A 23455-nucleotide genomic window follows, 5' to 3' on the forward strand; every position below is an offset into this window, starting at 1 on the left:
CCTCGGGCATCAGAGCAGGGAGATGTGGACGACAGGTGTAGCCAGGGTGACATGTATCGCCGACGGGCGTCGTCGTCGAGTGGTCAGGAACGGTTCTCCTCCGGTCGGCGGAGGACCGTTCTCGACCACTCGGCTGAGGGCGGGCTCGACCGGTCGGCGACTTCTCGGGGGATCGCTTGACCCTGCCCCAGGGGCATGGTTTCTACTCGTAGTAGTCGGCGACGAGCGCCGGCGACGACACCGACGAGGAGGCGACCATGGCCTGGAGTACCCGCCAGCTGGCCGAGATGGCCGGCACCACCGTCAAGAGCGTCCGCTACTACCACCAGCTCGGGTTGCTGGAGGAGCCGTCGCGCCTGAGCAACGGATACAAGCAGTACGAGGTGCGACACCTCGTCCGCCTGCTGCAGATCACCCGGCTCACCGACCTCGGCGTGCCGCTGGCGCAGATCCAGGCGGTCGGCGGCGCGGGTGACGACCCCGACGCGGCTCTGCGCGTGCTCGACTCCGAGCTGGAGGCGACGATCGAGCGGCTGCAGCGGATCCGCGGCGAGCTCGCCCTGATCATGCATCACCGCTCGCCTGCCGAGCTGCCCGCAGGGTTCAGCGAGGTCGGTGGCCACCTCAGCGAGGCCGACCGGGCGCTCGTGATGATCTGGTCGCGGGTCTACGACGAGTCGGCGATGGACGACCTCCGGACGATCCTGCGGGATGAGCCCCGCACCTCCGACGACGACGAGTTCGACTCGCTGCCCGCCGACGCCGACCGGGCGGCCCGACGTCGCCTCGGTGCAGCGCTGGCGCCCGGCATGGGACGGCTCTTCGAGCAGTACCCGTGGCTGGCTGACCCCGGCGACCAGGCCCTGCGCGGCAGCGCGTCGGCCACCGCCACCGTGGGTGCGGCCGTCACCGAGCTCTACAACCAGGCGCAGCTTGAGGTCCTCTACCGCGCGTACCTCGTGTCGGCCGGCAAGTCCGACGACCTGGAGGCGCTCGAGGCCGCGCTGGACGCGGCGGAGGGTGCCGAGGGCGTAGCGCCTGCTCCTGCACCTGCTCCTGCACCTGCTCCCGAACACGACCCGAGGACACGACCATGACCGAGACCGACCCCACCACCACCTCTCTCGACACCTCGCCCCTGCTCGCCGAGGACGTGCTCGTGCTGCTCTTCGACCCGGAGTCGGGCACGATCCGCTCGGAGGGCACGCCGCTGCTGCACACCCTGGCGGGCGCCGTGCTCACCGAGCTTGCCCTCGACGGGTCGGTCACGGTCGACGAGCACGGCTCGGGTCTTCGCGGGCGACTCGTCCACGCCGTCGAGGGGCGTGAGCCGGCCGACCCGCTGCTCGCGACCACCTGGCAGCGCCTCGCCGACAAGCCGACCGACCTGCGGTCGCTGCTGCTCGAGATCGGGCCGCGGCTGCGCGGGCCGGTGATCGACCGCGTCGTCGAGCGCGGGACGCTGCGCCGCGAGAGCCGCAGGACGCTCGGGTTCATCCCGACCACGGCGCTCGTCGACGGCGGCACCGGGCGACGGGACGAGCTGCTCGACCTCGTGCGGCCGGTGCTGCTCGACGACCAGGAGCCGTCGCCGTGGTCGGGCGCGCTCGCCGCCCTGCTGTCGGCCAGCGGCGCGCTGCCCGCGCTGCACCACGACCTGCCCTGGTCGGGCGCGTTGTACACCCGCGGTCAGCAGCTGCAGCGCGGGGAGTGGGGTGCCGCCGCCACCGGCGAGGCCGTCGCCGCCTCGGCTGCCGCGGTCGCCGCCGCCGTGCTCTCGAACTCGCTGTTCGTCAGCGTCGTGCTGCCGTCGCTGCGGGACTGAGCCGCTGCTCGGCCTCGCACCCCTCCTCCTGCCCTTCCTGCTCTTCTCTCCTCTTCTTTCCTTTCCTTTCCTTTCCTTTCCCTTACCCCTTCTTCCCGTCCTGACGACCCCACCTCTGGAGACCGCCATGTCCCACTTCGTCCTCAGCGCCTCCTCGGCTGCTGGCACCTCGGCCGCCACGAACTCCGGCGGACCGTTCGCCTGGTTCCAGGACCTCGTCGGCCAGGTGCCCGAGATCGTGCAGCCGCTCGTCATCGCCCTGGCCGGTGCCGTCCCGTTCATCGAGGGCGAGGGAGCGTCCGCGCTCGGAATCATCGGCGGCGTGCACCCGGTCGTGGCCGCCCTCGCCGGGATCGTCGGCAACCTGCTCTGCGTCGTGGTCGTCGTGCTGCTGGGGTCACGGATCAGGGAGGCGCTGGTCCGGAGACGTGCCGGTCGCGGCGCGCCCGTGGCCGGGGCCGCGGATCCGAGCCCGTCGGCCGCGGGCGTTGGTGTCGGCACCGCTGCGACCGGTGGCGGTCCGGTCGCCTACGCCGCTGCTCCTGGGTCAGCGGGGGCCGCCGCGTCGACTCCGGCTGCCGGGGCAACTCCGGACCCTGTCGCGGCCGGGTCGGTCGAGGCGACGGAGGCGGTGCCCGAGAAGAAGGGCAAGGCTCGGCTGCGACGCTGGCTGGTGAAGTTCGGGGTGCCCGGGGCGAGCCTCCTGGCCCCGCTGGCGCTGCCCACCATGTTCACGGCGGCCACGTTCGTCGGGTCGGGAGTCTCCAAGGGCTGGGTCATCCTCTGGCAGGCCGTCGCCATCGTGGTCTGGACCACGCTCATCACGCTGCTCGCCACCGGTCTGATCTCCGCGATCGGCTAGCTCCCTCTGCTTCCCTTCCTCGCTGGGCCGGTGAACCGGCAGGAAGTGCTCTCGACGGGGCTTGAGAAGTCACTTCCTGCCGGTTCACCCTTAGCAGGAAGGTCGAGAGGCCCTAGATCGACCTCTGGAGGGGCGGGGAGGTCGGTTCGGGGACTCTCGTCCAGCGCCGGTCACCCGCGCGGGGGTCGAGTGGTCAGGAAGTGCTCTTCATGGGGTCGAGGACAGCAGTATCTGACCAGTCGGACGGTGAGCCGACAAGAAGTGCTCTCGAAGAGGCGGCGGGCAGCACTTCCTACCGGTTCAGCGCGGCGGGAGGAGGGATCGACGGAGGTGGGCGGCGGCCTCGTGGCCGACGCGGGACATCGCCTCGCGGGTCTGCCCGCCGACGTGCGGGGTGAGCACGACGTCGGGGCGGTGCCGCAGGGAGTGGTCGCCGGGCAGGGGCTCGACCGAGGTGACGTCGAGGCCGGCTCCCGCGAGGTGACCGGACTCCAGGGCGGAGACCAGCGCCTCCTCGTCGACGATGCCTCCGCGGGAGGTGTTGACCACGACTGCCCCCGCGGGGAGCAGGGCCAACTCACGGGCCGAGAGGAGGCCGCGGGTCGCATCGGTGAGGGGCACGTGGACGCTGAGGGCGTCGGAGGCGCGGAGCAGGTCGTCGAGACCGGCCGGCTCGGCCCCGGCCTCGCGGATCGCTTCGTCGTCGAGGTGCGGGTCGTGCGCGACGACGCGCATGCCGAGTCCGTCGCGGGCGATGCCGGCGACGAGCTGCGCGATGCGGCCGTAGCCGAGCAGGCCGAGGGTGGCTCCGGCGAGCTCACGTCCGGTCATCGACGCGCGCTCGACACCGGCGCCAGCATCGCCACCCGCACTCGCGAGTGCCGGGCCGAGCCCGCGGCGCGTGATCATCAGCAGGGCGACGGCGAGCTCCGCGACCGATCGGCTGTTGGCTGCGGGCGTCGTCGTGACCTCGACGCCGAGCTCGGCGGCGGCCGCCACGTCGACCGTGTCGAGCCCGACCCCGTGCCGCGCCACGATCCGCAGTCGCGGGGCCTCGCGCATCATCGCCCCGTCGACGCGGGCGGTGCGGAGCAGGACGCCCTGCACCTCCGGAGCGACGTCAGCCCAGGAGGCGGCCGTCGCGCCCCAGCCGAGGCGCACGTGGGCCCACTCCGCCAGGGATGCCACGACCGCGTCGTCGATGGGCCGCGGCACCCAGACGACGGGCCGGGCGGTCGGTCCCTCAGCCACGCGGCACCAGCCGCCGGTTCGCCTCGCGTCGCTCGCCCTCGCCGCGCAGCAGCTCGTGCGTCGCCGCGACCACGCCGTCGACGCGACCCGCGGGCACGATCGCCACGCCGTCGTCGTCGCCGACGACCCAGTCGCCCGGAGCCACGGCGACCCCGCCGACCGCCACGGTCTCGCCGAGCCGGTACGGGCCGGTCTTCCACGGTCCCGCCGGCGTCACGGCCCGGGCGAACACGGGGACGCCCACGCGCTCCAGCTCGACCACGTCGCGGGCGGCCGCGTCGAGCACGATGCCGCCGACGCCCAGCGCGAGCGCCTTCTCGGCGACGAGCTCGCCGATCAGCGCCCGCGTCTCGTCGCCGCCGCCGGAGACGACGAGGATCTCGCCCCTCCTGATCTGCTCGAACGCGGCGTGCAGCCCGGCGTTGTCGCCGGGGCGGGTCCAGACGGTGAAGGCGCGGCCCGACAGGGCTGCCCCGCGCCAGAGCGGACGGATGCCGTCGGCGACGCCGAAGCGCTCCATCGCGTCCGAGATCGTCGCGACGGGCAGCTCGGCCGCGGCGGGCCAGGCGGTGGGGGAGGCATCCCCCGGTGCGGGGGATCCTGCGGTCTCGGGCTGCTGCGGGTCGGGCTGGGGCATCGTCGCTCCTGTCGGTCGGGGTGGCGACCCGCGGCGACGTCGCCCGGGCCGGGGGCCTGGGTCAGTCGAGGGCGGGCGGCAGCCCGGTGCGGGCGATGTCCGAGGAGGCGGCCTGCAGCGCCCCGAGGAAAGCCGCGGTCGCCTCGTCGGTGAACCGGCTGGTCGGGCCGCCGAGCGCCAGCGCCACGGGCTGCGCTCCGTCGCGGCTCGGGACCGGGACCGCCATGCCGCTGTTGCCCGGCTCGCGGACGCCGTGCGACAGCGACCACCCGGCGGCCCGGGCCTGCTCGACGCGGGCGACAAGCGCCTCCTCGTCGACGTCCTCGGCAGCGGACCCGACATGCGGGCCGGCCCCGGATCCGGACGCGGCACTGGCACTCGACCCGGCGACTGCAGCGGCCAGCGCCGCGACCTCGGCGCCGAGCTCCTCCGGCGCGACCGAGCTCAGCAGCACCATCCCGGCGGCGCCCTTCCACAGCGGCAGCTCGTCGCCGACCTGGACGACGTGCCGCAGCGAGTGCGGGCTCGGCGACTGGGCGACGACGACGCGGGTCGTGCCGCTCCGCACGTAGAGGCTGACGGTCTCGCCCGTCTCGGCGGCCAGCTCGGCCATGCGTGCGGCGGTCGCCTCGGGCACGGTCCAGGCGGCGGCGGCGAAGGCGCCCCAGCGGATGAGGCGGGTGCCGACGGCGACGCGGCCGTCGGCGACGTGCTGCAGCATGCGCTCGGCGACGAGGGTCTCGACCAGGCGGAGGACGGTGGTCCGGGGCAGTCCGGACGCCCTGACGAGCTCGCCGATCGACAGGGAGGTCCGCTCGGGCGTGAACGCCTGCAGCACGTCGAGGGCGCGGCTCACGGCACGGACCCCGCTCGCTTCCGTGACCATCGCCGACCTCTCGTCCCGACCCGCACCTCCGGACCGTCCTGTGCGGTCCGCCTTGCACGATGTCTCGACGCGAAGCTACCATCAGGCGGACACAGACATCCACCTAGTGGATGCCCGTCCGACGTCACAAGGGAGTGAACGTGGCCAGACCGAACGACAAGACGCGACGCCGCCTGCTCGGGGGAGTCGGCGTCGCCGTCACCGCCGCGCTCGTCGGCTTCGCCGCCGTGGACGCCGGGGACGGCACCGCGGGAGCCGATCCGAGAGCCAAGCTGACGGTGATGGCCCCGGCCGCGCCCGGCGGAGGGTGGGACCTCGCGGCCCGGGAGGCGCAGCAGGCGCTGCGGGCCGCCTCCATCGTGAACAACGTCCAGGTGGTCAACGTGCCCGGCGCGGGCGGCACCATCGGCCTGACCCAGTTCGCCGACTTCGACCCCGACCCGACGACCCTGATGATGACCGGCACGGTCATGGAGGGCGCGATCACCGTGCAGGGGTCGGCCGTGAACCTCGAGGACACGACGCCGATCGCCAAGCTCGCCGAGGACTACGAGGTCTTCATCGTGCCCGAGGACTCGCCCTACGAGACCATCGACGACTTCGTCGAGGCCTGGCAGGAGGCGCCCTCCAGCCACGCGATCGGCGGCGGCGGGCTGGGCGGCACCGACCACCTCCTCGCGGGGCTGTTCGCCCGCGAGGTCGGCGTCGACCCCGGCGAGATCAACTACGTCTCGTACCCGGGCGGCGGCGAGGTGCTCACCGCACTGCTGTCGGGCACGGTCGAGATCGGCGTCAGCGGCTACAACGAGTTCAGCGACCAGATCGAGGCCGGCAACCTGCGCGCCCTCGCCCTCTCGGCCGAGGAGCCCGTCGACGGGATCGACGCCCCCACCTTCATCGAGCAGGGCATCGACGTGAACCTGCCGAACTGGCGCGGCATCGTCGCCCCGGCCGGCATCACGACCGCCGAGCGGGACGAGCTCGTCGCGATCATCGACGAGATGGTCGCCTCCGACGAGTGGCAGGACACCCTGCGCCGCAACTCGTGGGAGCCGGCGGTGGTGACCGGCGACGACTTCGTCGAGTTCATCGCCGAGGACCAGGCCCGTGTCGACGCGATCATCGAGGAGCTGGGCCTGTGAGCGGCGTCATCCGGACCGTCTCGGTCACCCGCCGCGCCGTGGTCGTCGCCGACGGCTTCTGGCGCCGCCGCACCGGGCTGATCGTCCCGGCGCTGATGCTCGTCATCGGGCTCGCCCTCGTGGTCGGGACCCTCACGATGGAGGTGCCCGCCAACACGGCCCCGCCCGGCCCGCAGGTCTTCCCCTCGCTGATCGCCGCGCTCGTCATCGTGCTCGCCGTGCTGCTCGCGGTCGACGTGCTCCGCAAGCCGGAGTCGGAGAGCGTCGAGGTCGCGCAGCCCGCGGCCCCCGGCCAGCCCGACGACGACCTCGTGCTCGACGAGGAGGGAGAGCCGCAGGCACTCCGCCCGACGAGCAACCACCGTGCGCTGCTCGGCGCGCTGCTCACCGTCGTCGTGTTCATCGCGGCGCTCACCCCGCTCGGCTGGCTGCTCTCGGGCGCCCTGCTGTTCTGGGGCGTCGCCCGGGCGCTGGGCAGCCAGCGGCCGCTCTTCGACATCCCCCTGTCGCTCGCGATCTCGTCGATCGTGCAGCTCGCCTTCTCGGCCGGTCTCGGCCTCAACCTGCCTCCGGGCGTCCTGGGAGGGATCCTCTGATGGAGTCGCTCGCGAACCTCGGCGACGGCTTCGCCACCGTCCTCACGCCGATCAACATGCTCTGGGTGCTCATCGGCGCCGTGCTCGGGACCGCGGTGGGCGTGCTGCCCGGCCTCGGCTCCGCGATGGCCGTCGCGCTCCTCCTGCCGGTCACCTTCTCGCTCGACCCGATCGGCGCCTTCATCATGTTCGCCGGGGTGCTCTTCGGCGGGCTGTTCGGCGACTCGATCTCGGGCATCCTGATGAACACGCCGGGCAACAGCACGGCCATCGCCGGCACGATCGAGGGCCACAAGATGGCCACGAGCGGCCGGGCCGCCCAGGCGCTCGCCACGTCGGCGATCGGCGCGTTCATCGGCGGCATCATCGCGTCGATCCTCGTGGTGTTCTTCGCGCCGCGGCTCGCCGAGCTGGCCACCCTGTTCGGGCCGGCCGAGTACCTCGCGCTGGCGGTGTTCGCCTTCGTGGCGATCTCGGCGGTCGTGACCGAGTCGGTCGTCCGGGGCCTCGGCGCCCTCGCGATCGGCCTGGCGATCTCGGTCGTCGGCATCGACGGCATCTCGGGCGCCTCGCGCTTCACGGCCGGCGTGCCCGAGCTGTTCGACGGCATCGACATCGTCGTCATCACGGTCGGCCTGCTCGCCCTCGGCGAGGTGTTCAGCGTCGCCGCCCGCCGCGGCTCCCGCGACGAGACCCAGCTGCTGCGCTCGACCGGTCGCCTCTGGCTGTCGCGGCGCGAGCTGCGGCTCGCCGCGCCCGCCTGGCTGCGCGGCACGGCGATCGGCATCCCCTTCGGGATCATCCCGGTCGGCGGGGCCGAGGTGCCGACGTTCCTCGCCTACGGCACGGAGAAGCGCCTCGACGCACGTCGCAAGTCGCCGATGTTCGGCCGCGGCGCGATCCAGGGCGTCGCCGGACCGGAGGCGGCCGGCAACGCGACCGCCGGCACCGCGATGGGCGCGCTGCTGGCGCTCGGCCTCCCCACGTCGGCCACCGCGGCGATCCTGCTGGCCGCGTTCCGCCAGTACGGCCTGCAGCCGGGACCGCTGCTCTTCGACCGCGCGCCGGACCTCGTCTGGGCCCTGCTCGCGAGCTTCTTCGTCGGCATGGTCGTGCTGCTCATCCTCAACCTGCCGTTCGCTCCGCTCTGGGCGAAGCTGCTGAAGGTGCCGCGCCACTACCTCTACGCGGGCATCACCGTCTTCGCGATGCTCGGCGTCTACGCGACGAGCAGCAAGATCCTCGACCTGGCGCTCGTCACGGTGATCGGGCTGATCGGTTTCCTCATGCGTCGCTACGGGCTGCCCGTCGCGCCGATGCTGATCGCGATCATCCTCGGCCCGCTCGCCGAGACGGAGTTCCGCCGGGCGCTGCTCGTCAGCGAGGGCGACCCGTCGATCCTCGTGTCGAGCGGGATCACGGTGACGCTGTACGTGGTGCTGGTGATCGCCGTCGCGGGTGCCGCGTTCACGAAGATCCGGGCGCGGCGTCGGGCGGCGCGCGGCGGCGCCGCCTCGGGTGACGCGCTCGACGCCCGGGAGAAGGAGAACGCGTGACCGACGCCCCACCCGCAGGTTCGACCGTGCCTGGGTCTGCGCCTGCGCCTCGCCCGCTCGAGGGGATCCGCGTCCTCGACATGACGAACGTGCTGGCCGGGCCGTACGCGGCCTACCAGCTGGCGCTGCTCGGAGCGGACGTGATCAAGGTGGAGACGCCGAGGGGCGGCGACCTGGCCCGCCAGCTCGGCGCGTCTGCGGAGCTGAACGGGCGCCTCCTCGGCATCTCGTTCCTGGCGCAGAACGCCCAGAAGCGCTCGTTGACGGTCGACCTCAAGACCGAGGGAGGCGCGGAGGTGCTCCGCAGGGCGGTCGCGGAGTCGGACGTGCTGCTCGAGAACTTCCGGCCCGGGGTGCTCGAGCGGCTCGGCTTCGGCTGGGACGCGCTCCGCGCGATCAACCCGCGGCTCGTCTACGCCGCGATCTCGGGCTTCGGGCAGACCGGGCCGCTGCGCTCGAAGCCCGCCTACGACCAGATCATCCAGGGCAGCTCGGGGATGATGAGCGTCACCGGCACCCCCGACACCGCGCCGCTCCGGGCCGGGTACCCGATCGCGGACACGCTCGGCGGGCTCGCCGCCGCCTTCGCGATCTCGTCGGCCCTGCTCGGGCGGGAACGGACAGGAGTCGGCTCGGTCATCGACGTGTCCATGCTCGAGACGGCCGCGACCGCGATGGGCTGGGTCGTCTCGAACCACCTCGTCGCGGGCACCGAGCCGCGTCCGCTCGGCAACGACAACGGCACGGCTGCCCCGTCGGGGACCTTCGCGACGGGCGACGGCGCCCTCAACATCGCCGCCAACAAGCAGGAGCAGTTCGAGCTGCTCTGCGGCGTCGTCGGCCGCCCCGACCTCGCCGCCGACCCTCGGTTCGCCGAGCGGGAGGCGCGCAAGACGCACCGAGCGGCGCTCACCGCCGAGCTCGAGGCGGCTCTCGCCTCGCGGTCTGCGCTCTCGTGGGAGGAAGCACTGAGCGACGCCGGCGTGCCGGCCGCCGCCGTGCTCACGGTCGCCGAGATGCTCGACAGCCCGCAGGTGCGCGACCGGGAGCTGGTGCACTCGCTGCCGTTCCCCGGGGGAGCCGACGGCGACGACCCGCTGCGCGTCATGGGGCACGGGATCCGAATCGACGGGGTGCCGGGCAGGCCCACCGTGTCGCCGCCCCTGCTCGGGGAGCACACGGACGAGGTGCTGGCCGAGCTCGGGTACGACGCGGCAGAGATCCGGGCGCTGCACGAAGGAGGTGCGGTGTGAACGCGGGTGGTGCGGGTGCGGGTGCGGGTGCTGGTGCAGGTTCAGGCGCGGGTGCTGGTGCCGGTGCCGCCGCTGCTTCGCTCGAGGAGCAGCTGGCCGCCGCCCAGGCCGAGAACGCCCGGCTCGAGGCGCGGCTCGCGTCGACGACGGCGTGGTGGTCGACCGCGATCACGAAGATCGAGCCCGGCGTCATCGAGCTGCGCGGCTACCCCGTGCAGCAGCTGATCGGGAACGTCGACTTCATCAGCACGGTGTGGCTGATGACTCGCGGCGAGCTGCCCTCCGCTGAGCAAGCCGCCCTGCTCGAGGCCGCCCTCGTCGCGAGCGTCGACCACGGACCGCAGGCACCGTCGATCGCGAGCTCCCGCATGGCGGCGACCTCGGGCGTCGGCCTCAACTCGGCCATCGCAAACGGGGTGAACGTGCTGGGCGACACCCACGGAGGCGCGGGTCAGCAGTGCGTCGCGCTGCTGAACGAGATGGTCGCGGCGCACGAGGGTACCGGTGGGTCCGCCGGGGCAGGCGGGCTGGGTGCGGGGCGTCCTCTCGACGAGCTCGCCGCCTCCCTCGTGGCCTCGTACAAGGCGCGGGGCGCCTTCGTGCCGGGCTTCGGCCACCGGTGGCACCCGCGCGACCCGCGTCGGGACCCGTTGCTGACGCTCATCGAGCGGGCACGCGACGACGGCGTCGTGGCGGGCAAGCACCTCGCAGCCGCGCTCGCGATCGAGGACGAGCTGGCGGCCAAGGACGTCCCGATGAACATCGACGGGGTCTCGGCCGTCGTCTATGGCGAGCTCGGCATCGAGCCCGAGCTCGCGCGTGGCCTCTTCGTGCTGTCGCGGTCGGTCGGCATCCTCGCGCACGCCTGGGAGGAGTCGCAGTCCGGCCAGCGCATCAAGGGCCCGCTGCCGAAGGGCTTCCTCGCGGACTACACGGGCCCGGCGACTCGCGACGTCTGACGTCGGCGCCCTGCGCGCGATTCGACATTCGCCCCCCCGAGACGATCGAGTTGCCCCGGATCGTCGCCTCGTGCCCTGCGAAGTAGCAGTTCGCGGCAAGTCGCTCAGGGCGTCCACGCGCGAGGCGTCCACGAGGTGTGCGCTGCCGAGTGGTCGGAAACGGTCCTTCCCGCGCAGGGGGAGGACCGTTGCTGACCACTCGGCGGCCCGGGCGGGCGGAGGCGGGCCGGGCTAGCCGAGCAGGGCAGGGTCGAGGCCGTGGCGCTCGACCTCCATCGCCTCGCGGATCGTGAGCGGCCAGATGCGCGAGAGCTCGGGGCGGGTCGGGTCGCTCGAGATGTAGGCCACGCTCTCGACGTGCTGCTCGAAGGCGGCGACCTTGTCGCGCGGGGCTCCCACGACGAGCTGGAACCCGAGCGAGCGCAGGGCCGACAGGGCCCGACCGGTGTACTCCGTGTCGGCCTTGACGAAGCCCTCGTCGAGCACGATCGGCGCGTAGGTCGGCACCCGGTCGGTGCCGTCGCCGAGCCGGAACCGCAGGGCGGCGCCGAGCACGAACGCGATCAGCTCCTGGCCCTCGCCGCCCGACTTGCCGGCCACGCCCTCGTGCACGATCTGGGTGCCGTCGGCCCGCGTCTCGATCGCCCGGAACTGGAAGTGCTCCCGCGCGTCGAGCACCCGACGGCGCCACGCGTCGCCGACCTTCGAGCGCTCCTCGAGGTGGGCGAGGTCGCGCCGGAGGCGGAGGAACCGTCGTTCGACCTCGGCCGGTTCCCGAGACGGGGCGGCTGCACCGGCCGTGGCCGCGCCTCCTGCGCCTGCGCCCGCGCCGCCTGGGCCTGAACCTCCGCCCGCGTCCGGCGCATTCGCCGACCCGCGCCCGTCGCCCAGGTGCTCGCGCAGGGTCCGCCGGAAGTCGGCCAGGTCGCTGTTCGACACGGGACGCGGCTCGATGTCGAGCGTCGACCCCTCGCGGAACTCGATCGCCCGTAGCGCCTCCGAGATGGGGCGGACGCCGCGCCGGATGACGTGGCCGTCCTCCTCGATCTGCACGAGCAGTGCACGGAGGCTGTCGCCCATGTCGCTGCCGGCCTTCTCGAGCCAGCTCTCCTTGGCGTGCGGCAGGTCGTCGTCGACGAGCCCGCGGTGGATCGCGAGCACGGCGGGCAGGCTGTCGATCGTCGCGTCGATCCCGGCGTTGCGGTCGAGCTCGAGGTAGCGCGCGAAGACGAGCTCGAGGGTCAGCTCGTGCTGGCCCCGCTCGCGGTCGTGCGCGTCGATCTGCGACCGGAGCTGGGCGGCGGCGTCACGGCGCGACCGCTCGACGTCGGCCGCCTCGCGCGGCGCGGTGAAGGGAAGCGTGCTGAGCAGCGCTCGCTCGTGGTCGTCGAGCGGGTCGGCGCCGTGCAGGGCGTCGCTGAACGCGTCCTCGATGTCGACCAGGGTCGCGTGCGTCTGCTCGAGCTGGTCGAGCACCTGCTGCATCTCGGCCCCGCGGCGGACCGCCTCGAGCCTGGCCTCGTCGTGCTCGGCCGCGGCGGCCTGCAGCGTCGCGACCTCGGGACGCTCGAGGGCGACCCGCTCGAGCTGGCCGCGCAGGTCGTCGAGGCGGGCGCGAGCCGGGCCGGCGTCGACGTCCGACCAGCTCGTCTCGACGGCGCGCTCGATCGTCTCGACCACGCGGCGTCGGGCACCGGCGACGGTCTCGGCCGCGTCCCACTCGGCACGGGCGGCGTCGAGGGAGCGGGTCAGCTCGTCGATCTCGTCGCCCAGCTCGGCGACGCGGGCGGCGTTGTCGAGGCCGATCCACGAGCGGATCCGGCGGTCGTCCTTCGTGACGCGACGACCGCCTCCGGTGCGGAGGCCCGCCCGGGTCACGGCTCCGCGAGCGCCGTCGGGCTGGGCTGCGTCGAGGTCGTCGGCGCCCTCGACGCAGAGCACGCTGCGCTCGGCGACGAGCTCGTCGTGCAGCCAGCCACGGAACGGGCTCGCCTCGTCGAGCACGAGCATCGACGGCACCGTACGGGCGATCGGTGCGAGACGCGGCGTGAGGCCCGGGGTCGCGGGCACGAGGGTGACGCGGCCGCGCATGTCCTCGGCGTCGACGAAGCGGCGGACGGCCGCGAAGTCGTCCGAGTCGACGAGGAGGTGCGTGGCCAGCTCGCCGAGGACCCGCTCGACCGCGGTGCTCCAGTCGCGGTGCTCGGGGGCGACCTCCATCAGCTCGCCCGCGTAGGGCAAGCGCGAGACGGGCACGCCCGTGCCGTCCGCGATGCGACGGCGGCGCTCGACGGCCTCGTCGGGGACGTTGCTGCGGCGGCGCTCGAAGGACTCCTTCTGGCGCTGGCGCTCGCCCACGGCACGACGCGTCTCGGCGATGCGGGCGGCGAGCTCGCCGCGCAGCTCGTCGTGCTCGCGGCGGGCGGTCTTCTCCTCGGCGGCGAGCGACGAGGCGCGACCGCGCAGGGTCTCGAGCTCGTCGGCCGAGGTCGGCACGGCCTCGCCGACGCCCTCGAGCGGCGCGGCGAAGCGCCGGTGCTGCGCCTCGACGCGGGCGAGCGCGTCCTCGGCCCAGCGCACCTGCTCGCGGAGGGAGTGCGACGGGTCGCCGCCGAGATCGGCGATCTGTGCGAGGGCCTGCTCACGGGCACGGAGCGCGACCTCCTCGTCGTCGGCCGCGCGCCTCCTCGTCTCGGTCGCCTCGCGCTTCGCGAGCTGGACGCGGTCGACCTCGCCGCCCACCCAGTCGCCGACCTTGCCGGCCAGCCAGACGCGCAGACGGCTCGGCTCGGCGCCGGGCTCGTCGCCCTCGGCCAGCAGCCGGCGCTTCGCCGTCGCGTCGTCGCCCGCGGCCTGCCACTGCTCGGCGAGGGCGGGCACGGGCTCGAGCACCTCGAGCTTCTTGCGGGTCGTCTCGAAGACGTCGTAGAGCTGCGAGGCCTCGCGGTAGGTCACGAGCGTCGTCTCCCAGCGGCTCAGGGCCTTGGGCTGCGTCAGCACGAACTGCGTGAAGAGCTCGTCGATCGAGAAGACGCCCTTCGACGCCTGGGCACGACGCAGCAGCGTCAGCGCCTTGAGCTGCGACTCGTCGCTCCCGCCGATGCCGAGCACGCCGCAGAGCCGGACGCGCAGCTCGGGCTGCGAGTAGGTCACGAGGTCGTGCGCAGGGTCGACGAGGCGGCTGAGCGAGCTCTTCGTCAGCGGGGAGGTGCTGGTGGGGTCGCGGCGGGCCTCAGTGAGGCGGCTGAGGTCGAAGCGGCCGCGGACGAGCAGGTAGACGGTCGACTGGGTGACCTCGTCCTGGCTGGACGTCTCGGGGCCGATCCAGGCGAGGCGGACGGCGGTGAGGGTCTCGCCGAGCTCGGTGCTCCAGGTGATGGCCGAGCCGCTCGCGAAGGCCTCGCCGAGCGGGCGGAGGAACCGCGTCGTCGTCTGGTCGGAGGCGGCGTCGCGCACCTCGTCGGTCTTGCCGCGGGCGTAGCTGTAGACGGTGCGCTCGGAGCGCTGGCGGGAGTCGTCCCGGGCAGCCCGGTTGAACTCCTGCGGGTTCGGCATGATGACGGCGCTCATCGCGTCGAGCACGGTCGACTTGCCCCGCCCGGTCGGGCCGAGGATCGCGATGCCGCCGCGCCCGACGGGCATGCGGTGCAGGCCGGCGTAGCTGCCCCAGTTGAGCAGCTGCACGAGCTCGATGCGGTACTGGCCCGAGTGGAACATGCCGAGGTCGGGAGCGTCGTCGGGGGCGACGTCGACGTCGAGCGCGGGGGTCTCGGGTGTCGAGCCGCTGGTCCCGGTCGTCCCGGCCGTGACAGCGGGGCTGGGCGCTGGTGTGCCGACTGCGGCGGCCGGGGTGGCCGGGCCGGCCGGGGCAGCCGAGGAGGCGGCGGTCGCGTCGGCGGGGGAGGCGGGGGTCATGCCGGGTCTGCTTCCGCGTCGCGGGGGAGGTCGAGCGGGAGGTCGAGGTCGAGCGCCACCGCCGTGGGGTCGGGGGCGTGCTCGTCGGCGTCGGGCTCGTCGAGCTCCGCACCGACGTCGAGGCCGCTGCCGGTCTCGGAGTCAGCATCGAGGTCGGCGTCCGGTTCGGCCTCGTCGAGGTCGAGACCGGCCTCGAGGTCGGGACCGACCTCGACGTCGGGACCCGCGCCTCCTGCGGCGTCGAGGTACACCTGCTCGAGGTGCGCCAGCTGCTCGGGCCTGACCAGGGGGACGATCGCGGGCGAGACGGTGAAGAGCTGCGGGTCGTCGGGCTCGGGCTCGAGCAGGTCGCGGGACACCATCGCGGCGATCGCGGCGTCGACGCGGCGGTCGGCCCGCACCTCGTCGCGGCCCGTGTCGTCGTGGAAGCGCCCGAGGAACTCGGCGACCTGGTCGCGGGAGACGACGACGGCCTCGTCGTCGCCGTCGGTGTACGCGTGCTCGCGCCGCAGGAACACGAGCAGGAACGACGCGTCGCGCGACAGCGGCTTCTCGCGGCGCAGCAGCACGGGGGCGTCGTCGCCGCCCGACTGGCGCTTGAACGCGACCTCGTGGCGGTGGTCGACCTCGAGGTCGAGGAACAGCTCGGACAGGCGGGCGCGGATGTCGGCCTCGTGTGCCAGGAGGCCGGCCCACGCCTCCTTCTGCCTCGCCCGCGAGACGAAGCGGTGGGTCAGCAGGGTGACGAGCGCGCGACGGCCGGCGAGGGGGAGCGTGCCGGGGGCGGCGAGGACGTCGGCGGGATCGGCGGCATCGGCTTGCGGTGCGGCGTCCTCGACCTCGGGCGTCGTGTCGACGGGGGCATCGGTCATGAGGGGTCTCCCTGGAGGTGCAGCGGGGAAGCATCGTCGGCGGAGGCGGCGCCTGCCGACGCAGCGGAGGACGGCGCCGTGAACACGAGGCGCGGCAGCACGACCTCGCGGCCCGTGCCTCCCTCGTCGGCGGTGAGCACGACGGACTCGCGGTCGTCGGTGACGACGCCCCGGTCGACGGCGAGGTCGAGCATGCTCAGCACGAGGCCAAGGCGGCGGAACTCGGGCTCGGTGGCGAGCCACACGTCGGTGCTCGACACCTCGGCACGCTCGGCGAGGAGCCGGTCGAGCGTGCCCGAGACGGCGGCGGGGCTCGTGCCGGCGGTGAGGCGCAGCGCGACGCGGTCCGCCTCGGGCAGGGCGAGGTCGCCCTCGGTGACCTGCACGTCGACGGTGGGCCGGCCGCGCTCGCTCCAGAGCTGCAGCTGGGTGAGGTCGACGGCGTCGAGGGGGCCGAGTCCGAGCACGTCGGCGGGCAGCACGGCGGCTCCCGGCCGCTGCTCGGCCCAGGCGGCACCCGCGTCGAGGGCACGGTCGGCGAGGGCGAGCAGCCGCTGGTGCCGGTCGGCGCCCGAGCGGCCGAGGAACCGGCGGAGCGACGACGTCCAGCGGCCGTACGTCTCCTGCACGGCCTGCTCCTCGGCGAGCAACGACGAGATGAGCTGCTCGAGCTGGGCGCGCTGGCGCTCGCCGATCTGGGAGGCGGCGTCCGGCTGGGCGAGGACCGTCTCGATGTCGGCACGCATCTGGTCGACCTCGCTCGACGACAGCATCTGGGCGAAGCCGCGGTACGCCCGCCCCTCGGGCGTCTGCTCGAGCAGGTCGTTCTCGCGGAGGTACTGGTCGACGAGCGCGCCCTTGCCGAGGTCCTCGCTCGCGGCACGGCGGGCGACCTCGCGGTGCCGCTGCTCGACCATCGCGCTCAGCTGACGGAAGTCGGCGGGCAGGGACGCCGTCAGCCGGACGACCTCGTGCAGCTGACGGCTCAGCGCGTCGAGGGGGACCGGCTCGGTGCCGTGCTGCTCGATCCGGTCGCGCCGACGCGTAAGGTCGGCGAGCTGCGCGTCGATCCGGCCGAGCTGCGACTCGACGCTCGGGTCGGCGAGCCCGGCCAGCTGCCGGACGGCGTTCGCGATGCTGCCGAGGCGCGCCTCGCTGACGGCGTTGTCCGCCTCGACGAGCTCGCGCACGATCCGCAGCGCCCGGAGCGCGTGCGGCGAGAGCCGGTACTCGGCACGGGCCGTGTCCGCCGAGGAGGCGCGGGTGCGGACGAGCCACCGGGCGTCGACCCAGCTGCGGCAGTAGTCCGCCGGGGTGGCGCGCGTCTCGGGTGCGGGGCCGTCCGGGGCCGGCGCGGGCGGCGCCTCCTCGGCGGGGTGCTGGTCGTGGGCCGGCTGCTCGGTGCTGTTCTGCTCCGTGTTGTTCTGCTCAGCGCTGTTCTGCTCGAGGGCGTCGGCGACGCGCTGGTGGAACCAGTCGGCCGAGACCGGGCCCTCGGCCTGCTCGAGGTGCTCGGAGAAGAGGGGGACGACCCACCGGCTGTTCGTGCTGCGGAGGAGCGCCCAGGTCGGGTCCGCCTCCCACACGTCGCGCACGTCGTCGCGGGTGAGGGGGCCTCCGGGAGCTGCCGCCTCGGGGGCGGGGGCTGCTGTCTCGTCCACCGTTCGTCCCCTCCTGAGCCGTGCCGACCGTGCTCGATGTCGACGGACGACGATACCGTGCGCGGGCGGCGGGCCCTGCCTCGGCGGGTCCCCGTCGTCGCCGGCGGGCGGGCGCCCACCCGCCGCCGGGCACGGTGACCCGCCGCACTGCACGGCGACCCGCCGCACGGCACGGGAACCCGCCGACCGGACGAGATCAGAGCCGCGCGGTGCTCCACTCGACGTCGAGGGTCGCCGTCGCACCCGGAGCCAGGGTCGTCAGCGGTCCGAGCACCTCGAGCTCGACGAGGTGGGCGGAGGGGTGCAGGCCCTCCAGCGACTCGATCGGGGCGGCGGTGGGCCGCTGCAGCCAGACCTCGACCTTCGAGCCTCCGTCGGGCCACGTGCCCGCCCCGTCCGGCGCCGTCGCGAGGCCGATCTCGAGCCCGTCGGGGCCGTGCAGCTCGACCGACCCGGACGCGTCCGGGTAGCCTCGCTTCGCGACGCCGGTGCCGAGCGGCAGGGCCACGTCGCGGCCGCGGCGCGTGCTGTGCAGCTCGCCCTCGTACGTGCCGAGGTCGAGCTCGACGGCCTCGTTGACGTGGGGGACGACGACGACGGCGTCGCGGGCGGCTCGGCCGTCGGGCCCGCCGGTGTCGACCTGGCACACCTCCCAGATCGCCCAGCGCCGGCTCGTCCCCGAGGTGTTCGTGAAGGTGACCCGTTCGGTGAACGACGACGTGCCGTCGAGGAGGCGGAACTCGCGGACGACGCGGAGCCCGGTCCGCGGGTCGTCGCCGCTGGTGAGCGTCACGGTCGCCTCGGCGTCGTCCGCCTCCCACTCTGCCGTCCACGGACCCGAGTCGAGGACGGGATCGGGCGGGCCTGCCCACTCGTCCGGCCCCGACCACCCCTGCGGCGCCGGCCAGGTCTTGGAGCCGCCGAGGTTCGCCCAGGTGTCCATGCCGCCGTCGCTCGCGGGCCAGTCGGCCACCGGCACGAGCGGCACGAGGTCCGCGCCGACGAGCTCGGGGTTCTGCCAGAGCAGCTCACGGCCGCCCGCGACGAGCGACAGGAGCCGCCCGCCTCGGGTCGGCGCGAAGGCCAGGACCAGCTCGTCGGTCGTGACACGGAGGAGGGGCAGGTCGGCCCGCCCGGTCCGCTCGACGACGACCGTCACGAGGCGGCGTGCCCGACGGTCGTCGTCCGCGACGCGGGCTCCTCGCGCACGGGAGCGCCGTCCGGCACGAGCACGACCTTGCCGGTCGCCCCAGCGGCCGCGATCCGGTACGCCTCGTCGGCGTCGCCCAGCGGGAGGCGGTGCGACACCACGATCTCGGGGCTGAGGCCGCCCTCGGCGATCATCCGCGCGACGTCCTCCATGCCCTGCAGCGACGTCACCCACGAGGCAGTGAGGGTGAGCTGCTTGTGCAGCAGCGTGTCCGAGACCTCGGTCTCGAGCCGGCCGCCCTCGCCCAGCAGGCCGACGCGGCCCCACTCGGCCGCCGCCTCCACCGCGGTCGACCGGCCCGGCGTGCTGCCCGAGCAGTCGACGGCGACCTGGCAGCCGACTCCGTCGGTGAGGGCCAGCACGGCCGACACGGCGTCGGCGTCGGCGAGCACGACGTCGTCGACGAGGCCCGTGGCGCGGACGAACTCGATGCGCTCGGGTGAGCGCTCGACGCCGATCACGCGACGGGCGCCGAGCATCCGGCCGAGCATGGCGGCCGCCAGGCCGACGGGCCCGAGGCCCACGACGAGCAGGTCCTCGCCGCCGTGCACGCCCGTGCGGCGGAGGCCTTCGTACGCGGTGCCGAAGCCGCACGCGATCAGGGCGCCGTCGACGTACGAGAGGCCGTCGGGAAGCGGCACGCAGGTCGACTCGTCGACGAGCACGTACTCGGCGTGGCCCCCGTCGCGCTGCCAGCCGTACGAGGCCTTGTGCGGCTGGTCGGTGCAGCTGATGAAGTAGCCGGAGCGGCAGTTGCGGCACCGGCCGCAGCCCTGGATGTGGTAGACGATCACGTCGTCGCCGACGCCGAAGCGGGTCACGCCCGGCCCCGCCGAGACGATGCGCCCCGAGGGCTCGTGCCCGGCGACGACGCCCTTGTATGCCGGCGCGCCGTCGAGGCCCTTGTGGGTCTTGTAGCCGCCGTAGATGAAGCCGATGTCGCTGCCGCAGATGCCGCTGGCGCCGACCTGCACGAGCACCTGGCCGGGGCCGGGCGTCGGCACGTCGCGGGTGCGCAGCTCGGCGGTGCGGTCGCCGGGCAAGAACACGCCCTGCATGGTGTCGGGCAGCGACGAAGAGGTGCCCGTCGCGCCGGCGGGGGAGGGTGCGGTGGTGGTCATGGCCTAGCTCTCTTCGATCGACCCGCGCTTGCGGGACAGGGTGACGTTGAGGAGGACGGCGAGCACGATGATGACACCGCGCACGACGCTCTGGAGGAACGAGTCGACGCCGAGCAGCACGAGCCCGTTGCCGATCAGGGTGATGAAGATCACGCCGAGGAACGTGCCGACGAGGCTGCCGCGCCCGCCCGACATGGCCGTGCCGCCGATGACGACCGCGGCGATCACGTCGAACTCGAGGCCGTTCGCCGCGCCGGCGTTGCCGGAGCCGAGGCGGGCGGCGAGCAGGACGCCGCTGAGCGCGCCGAGCATGCCCATGATCGCGAACAGGATGACGCGCACCCGGGCGACCTTGATGCCGGCCAGGCGTGCTGCCGCGGCGTTGCCGCCGATGGCGAAGACCGAGCGGCCGAAGGCGGTCTTGCGGGCGACGAACGCGAAGACCAGGAACGCGACGATCATGATGACCGCCGGGGTCGGCACGCCGACGATCGTGCCGGTGAGGAACGGCATCACCGGCTCGTCGAGCGGCAGCGGAACGGGCAGGGCGTCGGTGCCGAACTGGCCGAGGCCGCGCAGCACGCTCCAGAGCCCGAGCGTCGCGATGAACGACGGCACGAGGAACCGGGCGCGCAGCACGCCGGCGAGAGCGCCCCAGCCGGCCCCGACCACGAGGGTGATGAGGATGGCGAGCAGGGCCGGCAGGCCCCACTGCGTCATCGCGACGGCCACGATCACCGACGACAGGGCGACGGCGGGGCCGGTGCTCACGTCGATCTCGCCGGCGATGATCACGAGGGTCATGCCGGTGGCGGCGATGCCGATCAGGGCGGCGTCGCGGAGCAGGCCGCTCTGGTTCGCGATCGTGAAGAAGCCGACCGCGTTGAACATGAGGTAGAGGTACAGCAGCACGATCGCGACCAGCAGGCCGACGATGTTGACGAGGGTGGTGTTGCGGCGGAACGCGTCGCGGACGCGGCCGAGGGCGGAGTCGCGGGGCGCGCCTCCTCGTCCCGGGGCCGGGGCGGTCGTGGGGTCGAGCGTGGTGGTCATCGGGTCGTCCTTCTCTAGCTCGAGACCATGCAGGCCTGGAGCAGCACGGGCAGGGAGATGTCGGGGGCGCGGAACTCCTCGCGGAGCCCGCCGTCGCGGAGCACGAGGACGCGGTCGCAGGCGAGCGGCAGCTCTTCGATCTCGCTCGAGACGAAGACGACGAGCTTGCCGGTGTCGGCGACGGCGCGCATGATCTCGTAGATCTGCGCCTTCGCCTCGACGTCGACGCCGCGGGTGGGCTCGTCGAGCAGCAGCACACGGCTGTCGGCGTGCAGCCAGCGGGCGATCACGGCCTTCTGCTGGTTGCCGCCGCTGAGGGTGCTGATCGGGCGCGACAGGTCGTGCGCCTTGATGGTGAGCTTCTCGGCGAGGGCCCTCGTGGCGGTGGCGATCGAGCCGGCCGACAGCGCGCCTCCTCGGCTGACCTTCGCGAAGTCGCTCATGACGATGTTCTCGTCGATGCCGAGACCGGGCACGACGCCGCGGCCCTTGCGGTCCTCCGGGGTCATGCCGACGCCGAGCGCGAGCATGCGGGAGGCGGTGGGCCGGTCGACGACGGAGCCGGCGATCGCGATCGTGCCGGCCGCGGCCGGGCGGAACCCGGCGATGGCCTGCAGCAGCTCGGTGCGGCCCGAGCCGAGCAGCCCGGCGATGCCGAGCACCTCGCCGGCACGGCCCTCGAAGCTGACGCCGCGGAGCTTCGGCGCCACGTCGAGGTCGGTCACGCTGAGCAGCACCTCTCCGGAGGTCACCGGGCGGGTGGCGACGGCGCGCTCCTCGGGGTCGGCGCCGATCATCAGCTCGATGATGTGGGCGGTGTCGCTGCCCGCTATCGAGACGGTCTCGACGACCTTCCCGTTGCGCATCACCGTCGCGGTGTCGGCGATCTGCCGGATCTCGTCCATCCGGTGGCTCACGTAGAGCACGGCGACGCCCTGCGCGGCGAGCCGCTTGACGGTGTCGAGCACGAGGTCGACCTCGGCGGCCGCCAGGGCGCTGGTGGGCTCGTCGAGGATGAGGAGGCGCGGGTCGTCCTGCAGTGCCCGCCCGATCTCGACGATCTGCTGCTGGGCGAGCGTCAGCCCGGCCACCTCGGCGTGCACGTCGATGTCGGCGCCCAGGCGCGCGAACGTGGCGCGGGCCCGCTCGACCATGGCGCGCGTGTCGATGCCGAACCGGCCGCGGGGCCAGCGGCCCATGGCGAGGTTCTCGGCGACCGTCACGCCGGGGACGAGGCTGAGCTCCTGGTAGCAGGTGGCGACCCCGGCGGCGGAGGCGGCGGTCACCCCGCCGTCGCCGAGCGGCTGACCGCCGAGCAGCACCTCGCCGGTCGTCGGGGTCTCGACGCCGCTGAGCAGGCGGATCAGCGTGGACTTGCCGGCGCCGTTCTGGCCGAGCAGGGCGCGGACCTCGCCGGCGTGGACGGCGAAGTCGACCCCGTCGAGGGCGGTGACGCCGGGGTAGACCTGGCTGACGCCTCGGGCCTCGGCGATGGGCGCGCCGCGATCGCGCTCGGGATCGAGCGGCACGGCCGGGGTGGCGGCTGTCGACTCTGACAAGGGGATCCTCCGTGGATCGGGTGGTGGAGAGGGGGAGCGGACGAGGAGGAGCCCGACGGGTCGCCGTGCTCCTCCTGCCGATCAGGGGAGGCCGTCGGGGTGGGTCTCGGACCAGCCTGCGGCATCCGCCGGCAGGTACAGGTCGATCGGCGCGGCGACGACCTTCTCGTCGGGCGTCTTGCCGTCGATCGCGTCCTGGGCGGCGGCGAAGGCGAGCTTGCCGGCCTCGATGCCGCTGATGTCGACGACCGCCTTGAGCACGGAGCCGTCGGCCAGCTCAGCCGCGATGTCGGACGTCATGTCCGAGCCGAAGACGGCGACCTGGCCGGTGAGGCCGCGGGTCTGGACCGCCTTGTACGCACCCACGGTCGCGCCTCCTGCCTCGCCGTAGAGCCCGTCGAGGTCGGGGTTCGCGCTGAGCATCTGCTCGGCGGTCGAGACGGCCGTGTCGACCTCGGCGCCCTCCTGGTTGGCGACGAAGACCGTGCCGGGCAGCGCGGCGGTCAGGGCTTCGGAGAAGCCCTTGTAGCGCTGCTGGCAGACCTCGTACTGCTCGCAGTTGATGACGCCCATCTTGGGTGCCGTGATGCCGGCCTCGGTGAAGTAGGCCGCGGCCTGCTTCCCGAGGTCGCCGCCGAACTTCAGCGGGTCGCCGAGCACCCAGGCCGTCACGTACTGGTCGACGGCGTCGTCGCTGACGCAGGTGTTATAGCAGATCACCGGGATGCCGGCCTCGCTCGCCTGGCGCACCGCGGGGACGCTGCCGTCTGTCGAGACGGCCGACATGATGATGGCGCTGACGCCGGAGGAGGTCAGCGTGTTCATGAACGAGCTCTCCTTCGAGACGTCGCCCGCCGAGGTCGACTCGAGGAAGTCGACGTTCTTGGAGTCGGCGTCGGCCGCGTCCTGCACGCCCTTCTTCACGCCTCCGTAGAAGCCCTGCGAGTCGAGGTAGAGGGCGCCGATCCGCTCGGCCCCGCCCTCGCCGCCGTCGGCGGTCGGGATCGAGCAGCCGGCGAGGGCGGCGGCGGCCGCGAGCAGCGCGGCCGCGGAGAGGACGCGGCGTCGCGTCCTGGTGCGTGTCGTCATGGTCATGG

Annotated in this window: 19 protein-coding genes; 8 read left to right on the forward strand and 11 right to left on the reverse strand. The window is 73.7% G+C overall.

From position 1 onward, the window contains the following. The first annotated feature begins 257 nt into the window (after window positions 1–257). From IFT90_RS06250 to IFT90_RS06260, 3 genes are all read left to right on the forward strand, one after another. Window positions 258–1097, forward strand: a complete 840-nt coding sequence (locus IFT90_RS06250; RefSeq protein WP_192041499.1) for a MerR family transcriptional regulator — start codon at window positions 258–260, stop codon at window positions 1095–1097. Then, complete coding sequence (locus IFT90_RS06255) at window positions 1094–1825, forward strand: GPP34 family phosphoprotein (RefSeq protein WP_192041500.1); 732 nt, start codon at window positions 1094–1096, stop codon at window positions 1823–1825. Before IFT90_RS06250 ends, IFT90_RS06255 begins: the two co-directional genes overlap by 4 nt. Before the next feature lie 127 nt (window positions 1826–1952). Then, window positions 1953–2687 (forward strand): small multidrug efflux protein, encoded by a 735-nt coding sequence (locus IFT90_RS06260; protein WP_197980368.1) that lies wholly within the window; start codon window positions 1953–1955, stop codon window positions 2685–2687. Window positions 2688–2987: 300 nt separating this feature from the next. Here the strand turns inward: IFT90_RS06260 and IFT90_RS06265 are convergent, their stop codons facing one another. The 3 genes from IFT90_RS06265 to IFT90_RS06275 all read right to left on the reverse strand — a co-directional run bounded on the left by IFT90_RS06265 (window position 2988) and on the right by IFT90_RS06275 (window position 5461). Then, window positions 2988–3938, reverse strand: coding sequence for an NAD(P)-dependent oxidoreductase (locus tag IFT90_RS06265; protein WP_192041501.1), 951 nt, complete (start codon window positions 3936–3938; stop codon window positions 2988–2990). Further along, window positions 3931–4575 carry an RraA family protein gene (locus IFT90_RS06270; RefSeq protein WP_192041502.1) on the reverse strand — a complete coding sequence of 215 codons (645 nt, stop codon included), beginning with the start codon at window positions 4573–4575 and terminating at the stop codon, window positions 3931–3933. The genes IFT90_RS06265 and IFT90_RS06270 overlap by 8 nt, the downstream gene beginning before the upstream one ends. Before the next feature lie 61 nt (window positions 4576–4636). After that, the gene (locus IFT90_RS06275; RefSeq protein WP_192041503.1) at window positions 4637–5461 is read right to left on the reverse strand and encodes an IclR family transcriptional regulator; all 825 of its coding nucleotides are present in this window, start codon (window positions 5459–5461) and stop codon (window positions 4637–4639) included. A 140-nt stretch (window positions 5462–5601) separates the two neighbouring features. Between IFT90_RS06275 and IFT90_RS06280 the strand changes: the two genes are divergently transcribed. Genes IFT90_RS06280 through IFT90_RS06300 form a run of 5 tightly spaced genes read left to right on the forward strand, consistent with a single transcriptional unit; the run spans window position 5602 to window position 10967 of the window. After that, complete coding sequence (locus IFT90_RS06280; RefSeq protein WP_371812159.1) at window positions 5602–6603, forward strand: Bug family tripartite tricarboxylate transporter substrate binding protein; 1002 nt, start codon at window positions 5602–5604, stop codon at window positions 6601–6603. After that, window positions 6600–7199 carry a tripartite tricarboxylate transporter TctB family protein gene (locus IFT90_RS06285; protein ID WP_199861733.1) on the forward strand — a complete coding sequence of 200 codons (600 nt, stop codon included), beginning with the start codon at window positions 6600–6602 and terminating at the stop codon, window positions 7197–7199. Before IFT90_RS06280 ends, IFT90_RS06285 begins: the two co-directional genes overlap by 4 nt. Continuing rightward, window positions 7199–8755, forward strand: a complete 1557-nt coding sequence (locus tag IFT90_RS06290) for a tripartite tricarboxylate transporter permease (protein ID WP_192041505.1) — start codon at window positions 7199–7201, stop codon at window positions 8753–8755. The genes IFT90_RS06285 and IFT90_RS06290 overlap by 1 nt, the downstream gene beginning before the upstream one ends. Further along, entirely contained in the window at window positions 8752–10008 is a 1257-nt protein-coding gene (locus IFT90_RS06295) for a CaiB/BaiF CoA transferase family protein (protein ID WP_371812160.1), read from the forward strand. The genes IFT90_RS06290 and IFT90_RS06295 overlap by 4 nt, the downstream gene beginning before the upstream one ends. After that, window positions 10005–10967, forward strand: a complete 963-nt coding sequence (locus IFT90_RS06300; protein WP_371812161.1) for a citryl-CoA lyase — start codon at window positions 10005–10007, stop codon at window positions 10965–10967. Before IFT90_RS06295 ends, IFT90_RS06300 begins: the two co-directional genes overlap by 4 nt. A gap of 231 nt (window positions 10968–11198) precedes the next feature. On the opposite strand, the gene IFT90_RS06305 is transcribed toward IFT90_RS06300, so the two are convergent. The 8 genes from IFT90_RS06305 to IFT90_RS06340 form a co-directional block, all read right to left on the reverse strand. After that, window positions 11199–14882, reverse strand: a complete 3684-nt coding sequence (locus tag IFT90_RS06305; RefSeq protein ID WP_192041506.1) for an ATP-binding protein — start codon at window positions 14880–14882, stop codon at window positions 11199–11201. After that, window positions 14879–15754 (reverse strand): DUF4194 domain-containing protein, encoded by an 876-nt coding sequence (locus IFT90_RS06310; RefSeq protein ID WP_192041507.1) that lies wholly within the window; start codon window positions 15752–15754, stop codon window positions 14879–14881. The genes IFT90_RS06305 and IFT90_RS06310 overlap by 4 nt, the downstream gene beginning before the upstream one ends. Further along, a complete protein-coding gene (locus IFT90_RS06315; protein ID WP_192041508.1) occupies window positions 15751–17415 on the reverse strand; it encodes a DUF3375 family protein in 1665 nt (554 codons plus the stop codon). The genes IFT90_RS06310 and IFT90_RS06315 overlap by 4 nt, the downstream gene beginning before the upstream one ends. A gap of 196 nt (window positions 17416–17611) precedes the next feature. After that, window positions 17612–18574 (reverse strand): DUF4380 domain-containing protein, encoded by a 963-nt coding sequence (locus IFT90_RS06320; RefSeq protein ID WP_192041509.1) that lies wholly within the window; start codon window positions 18572–18574, stop codon window positions 17612–17614. Beyond that, the gene (locus IFT90_RS06325) at window positions 18571–19746 is read right to left on the reverse strand and encodes a zinc-binding dehydrogenase (RefSeq protein ID WP_197980371.1); all 1176 of its coding nucleotides are present in this window, start codon (window positions 19744–19746) and stop codon (window positions 18571–18573) included. Before IFT90_RS06325 ends, IFT90_RS06320 begins: the two co-directional genes overlap by 4 nt. 3 nt (window positions 19747–19749) lie before the next feature. Then, window positions 19750–20799 (reverse strand): ABC transporter permease, encoded by a 1050-nt coding sequence (locus tag IFT90_RS06330; RefSeq protein ID WP_192041510.1) that lies wholly within the window; start codon window positions 20797–20799, stop codon window positions 19750–19752. A 14-nt stretch (window positions 20800–20813) separates the two neighbouring features. Then, complete coding sequence (locus tag IFT90_RS06335; RefSeq protein WP_192041511.1) at window positions 20814–22358, reverse strand: sugar ABC transporter ATP-binding protein; 1545 nt, start codon at window positions 22356–22358, stop codon at window positions 20814–20816. 81 nt (window positions 22359–22439) lie between these two features. After that, window positions 22440–23453 carry a substrate-binding domain-containing protein gene (locus IFT90_RS06340; protein ID WP_197980372.1) on the reverse strand — a complete coding sequence of 338 codons (1014 nt, stop codon included), beginning with the start codon at window positions 23451–23453 and terminating at the stop codon, window positions 22440–22442. Window positions 23454–23455 lie beyond the last annotated feature (2 nt).

The sequence above is a fragment of the Frigoribacterium sp. CFBP 8766 genome, assembly GCF_014841435.1.
GTDB lineage: Bacteria > Actinomycetota > Actinomycetes > Actinomycetales > Microbacteriaceae > Frigoribacterium.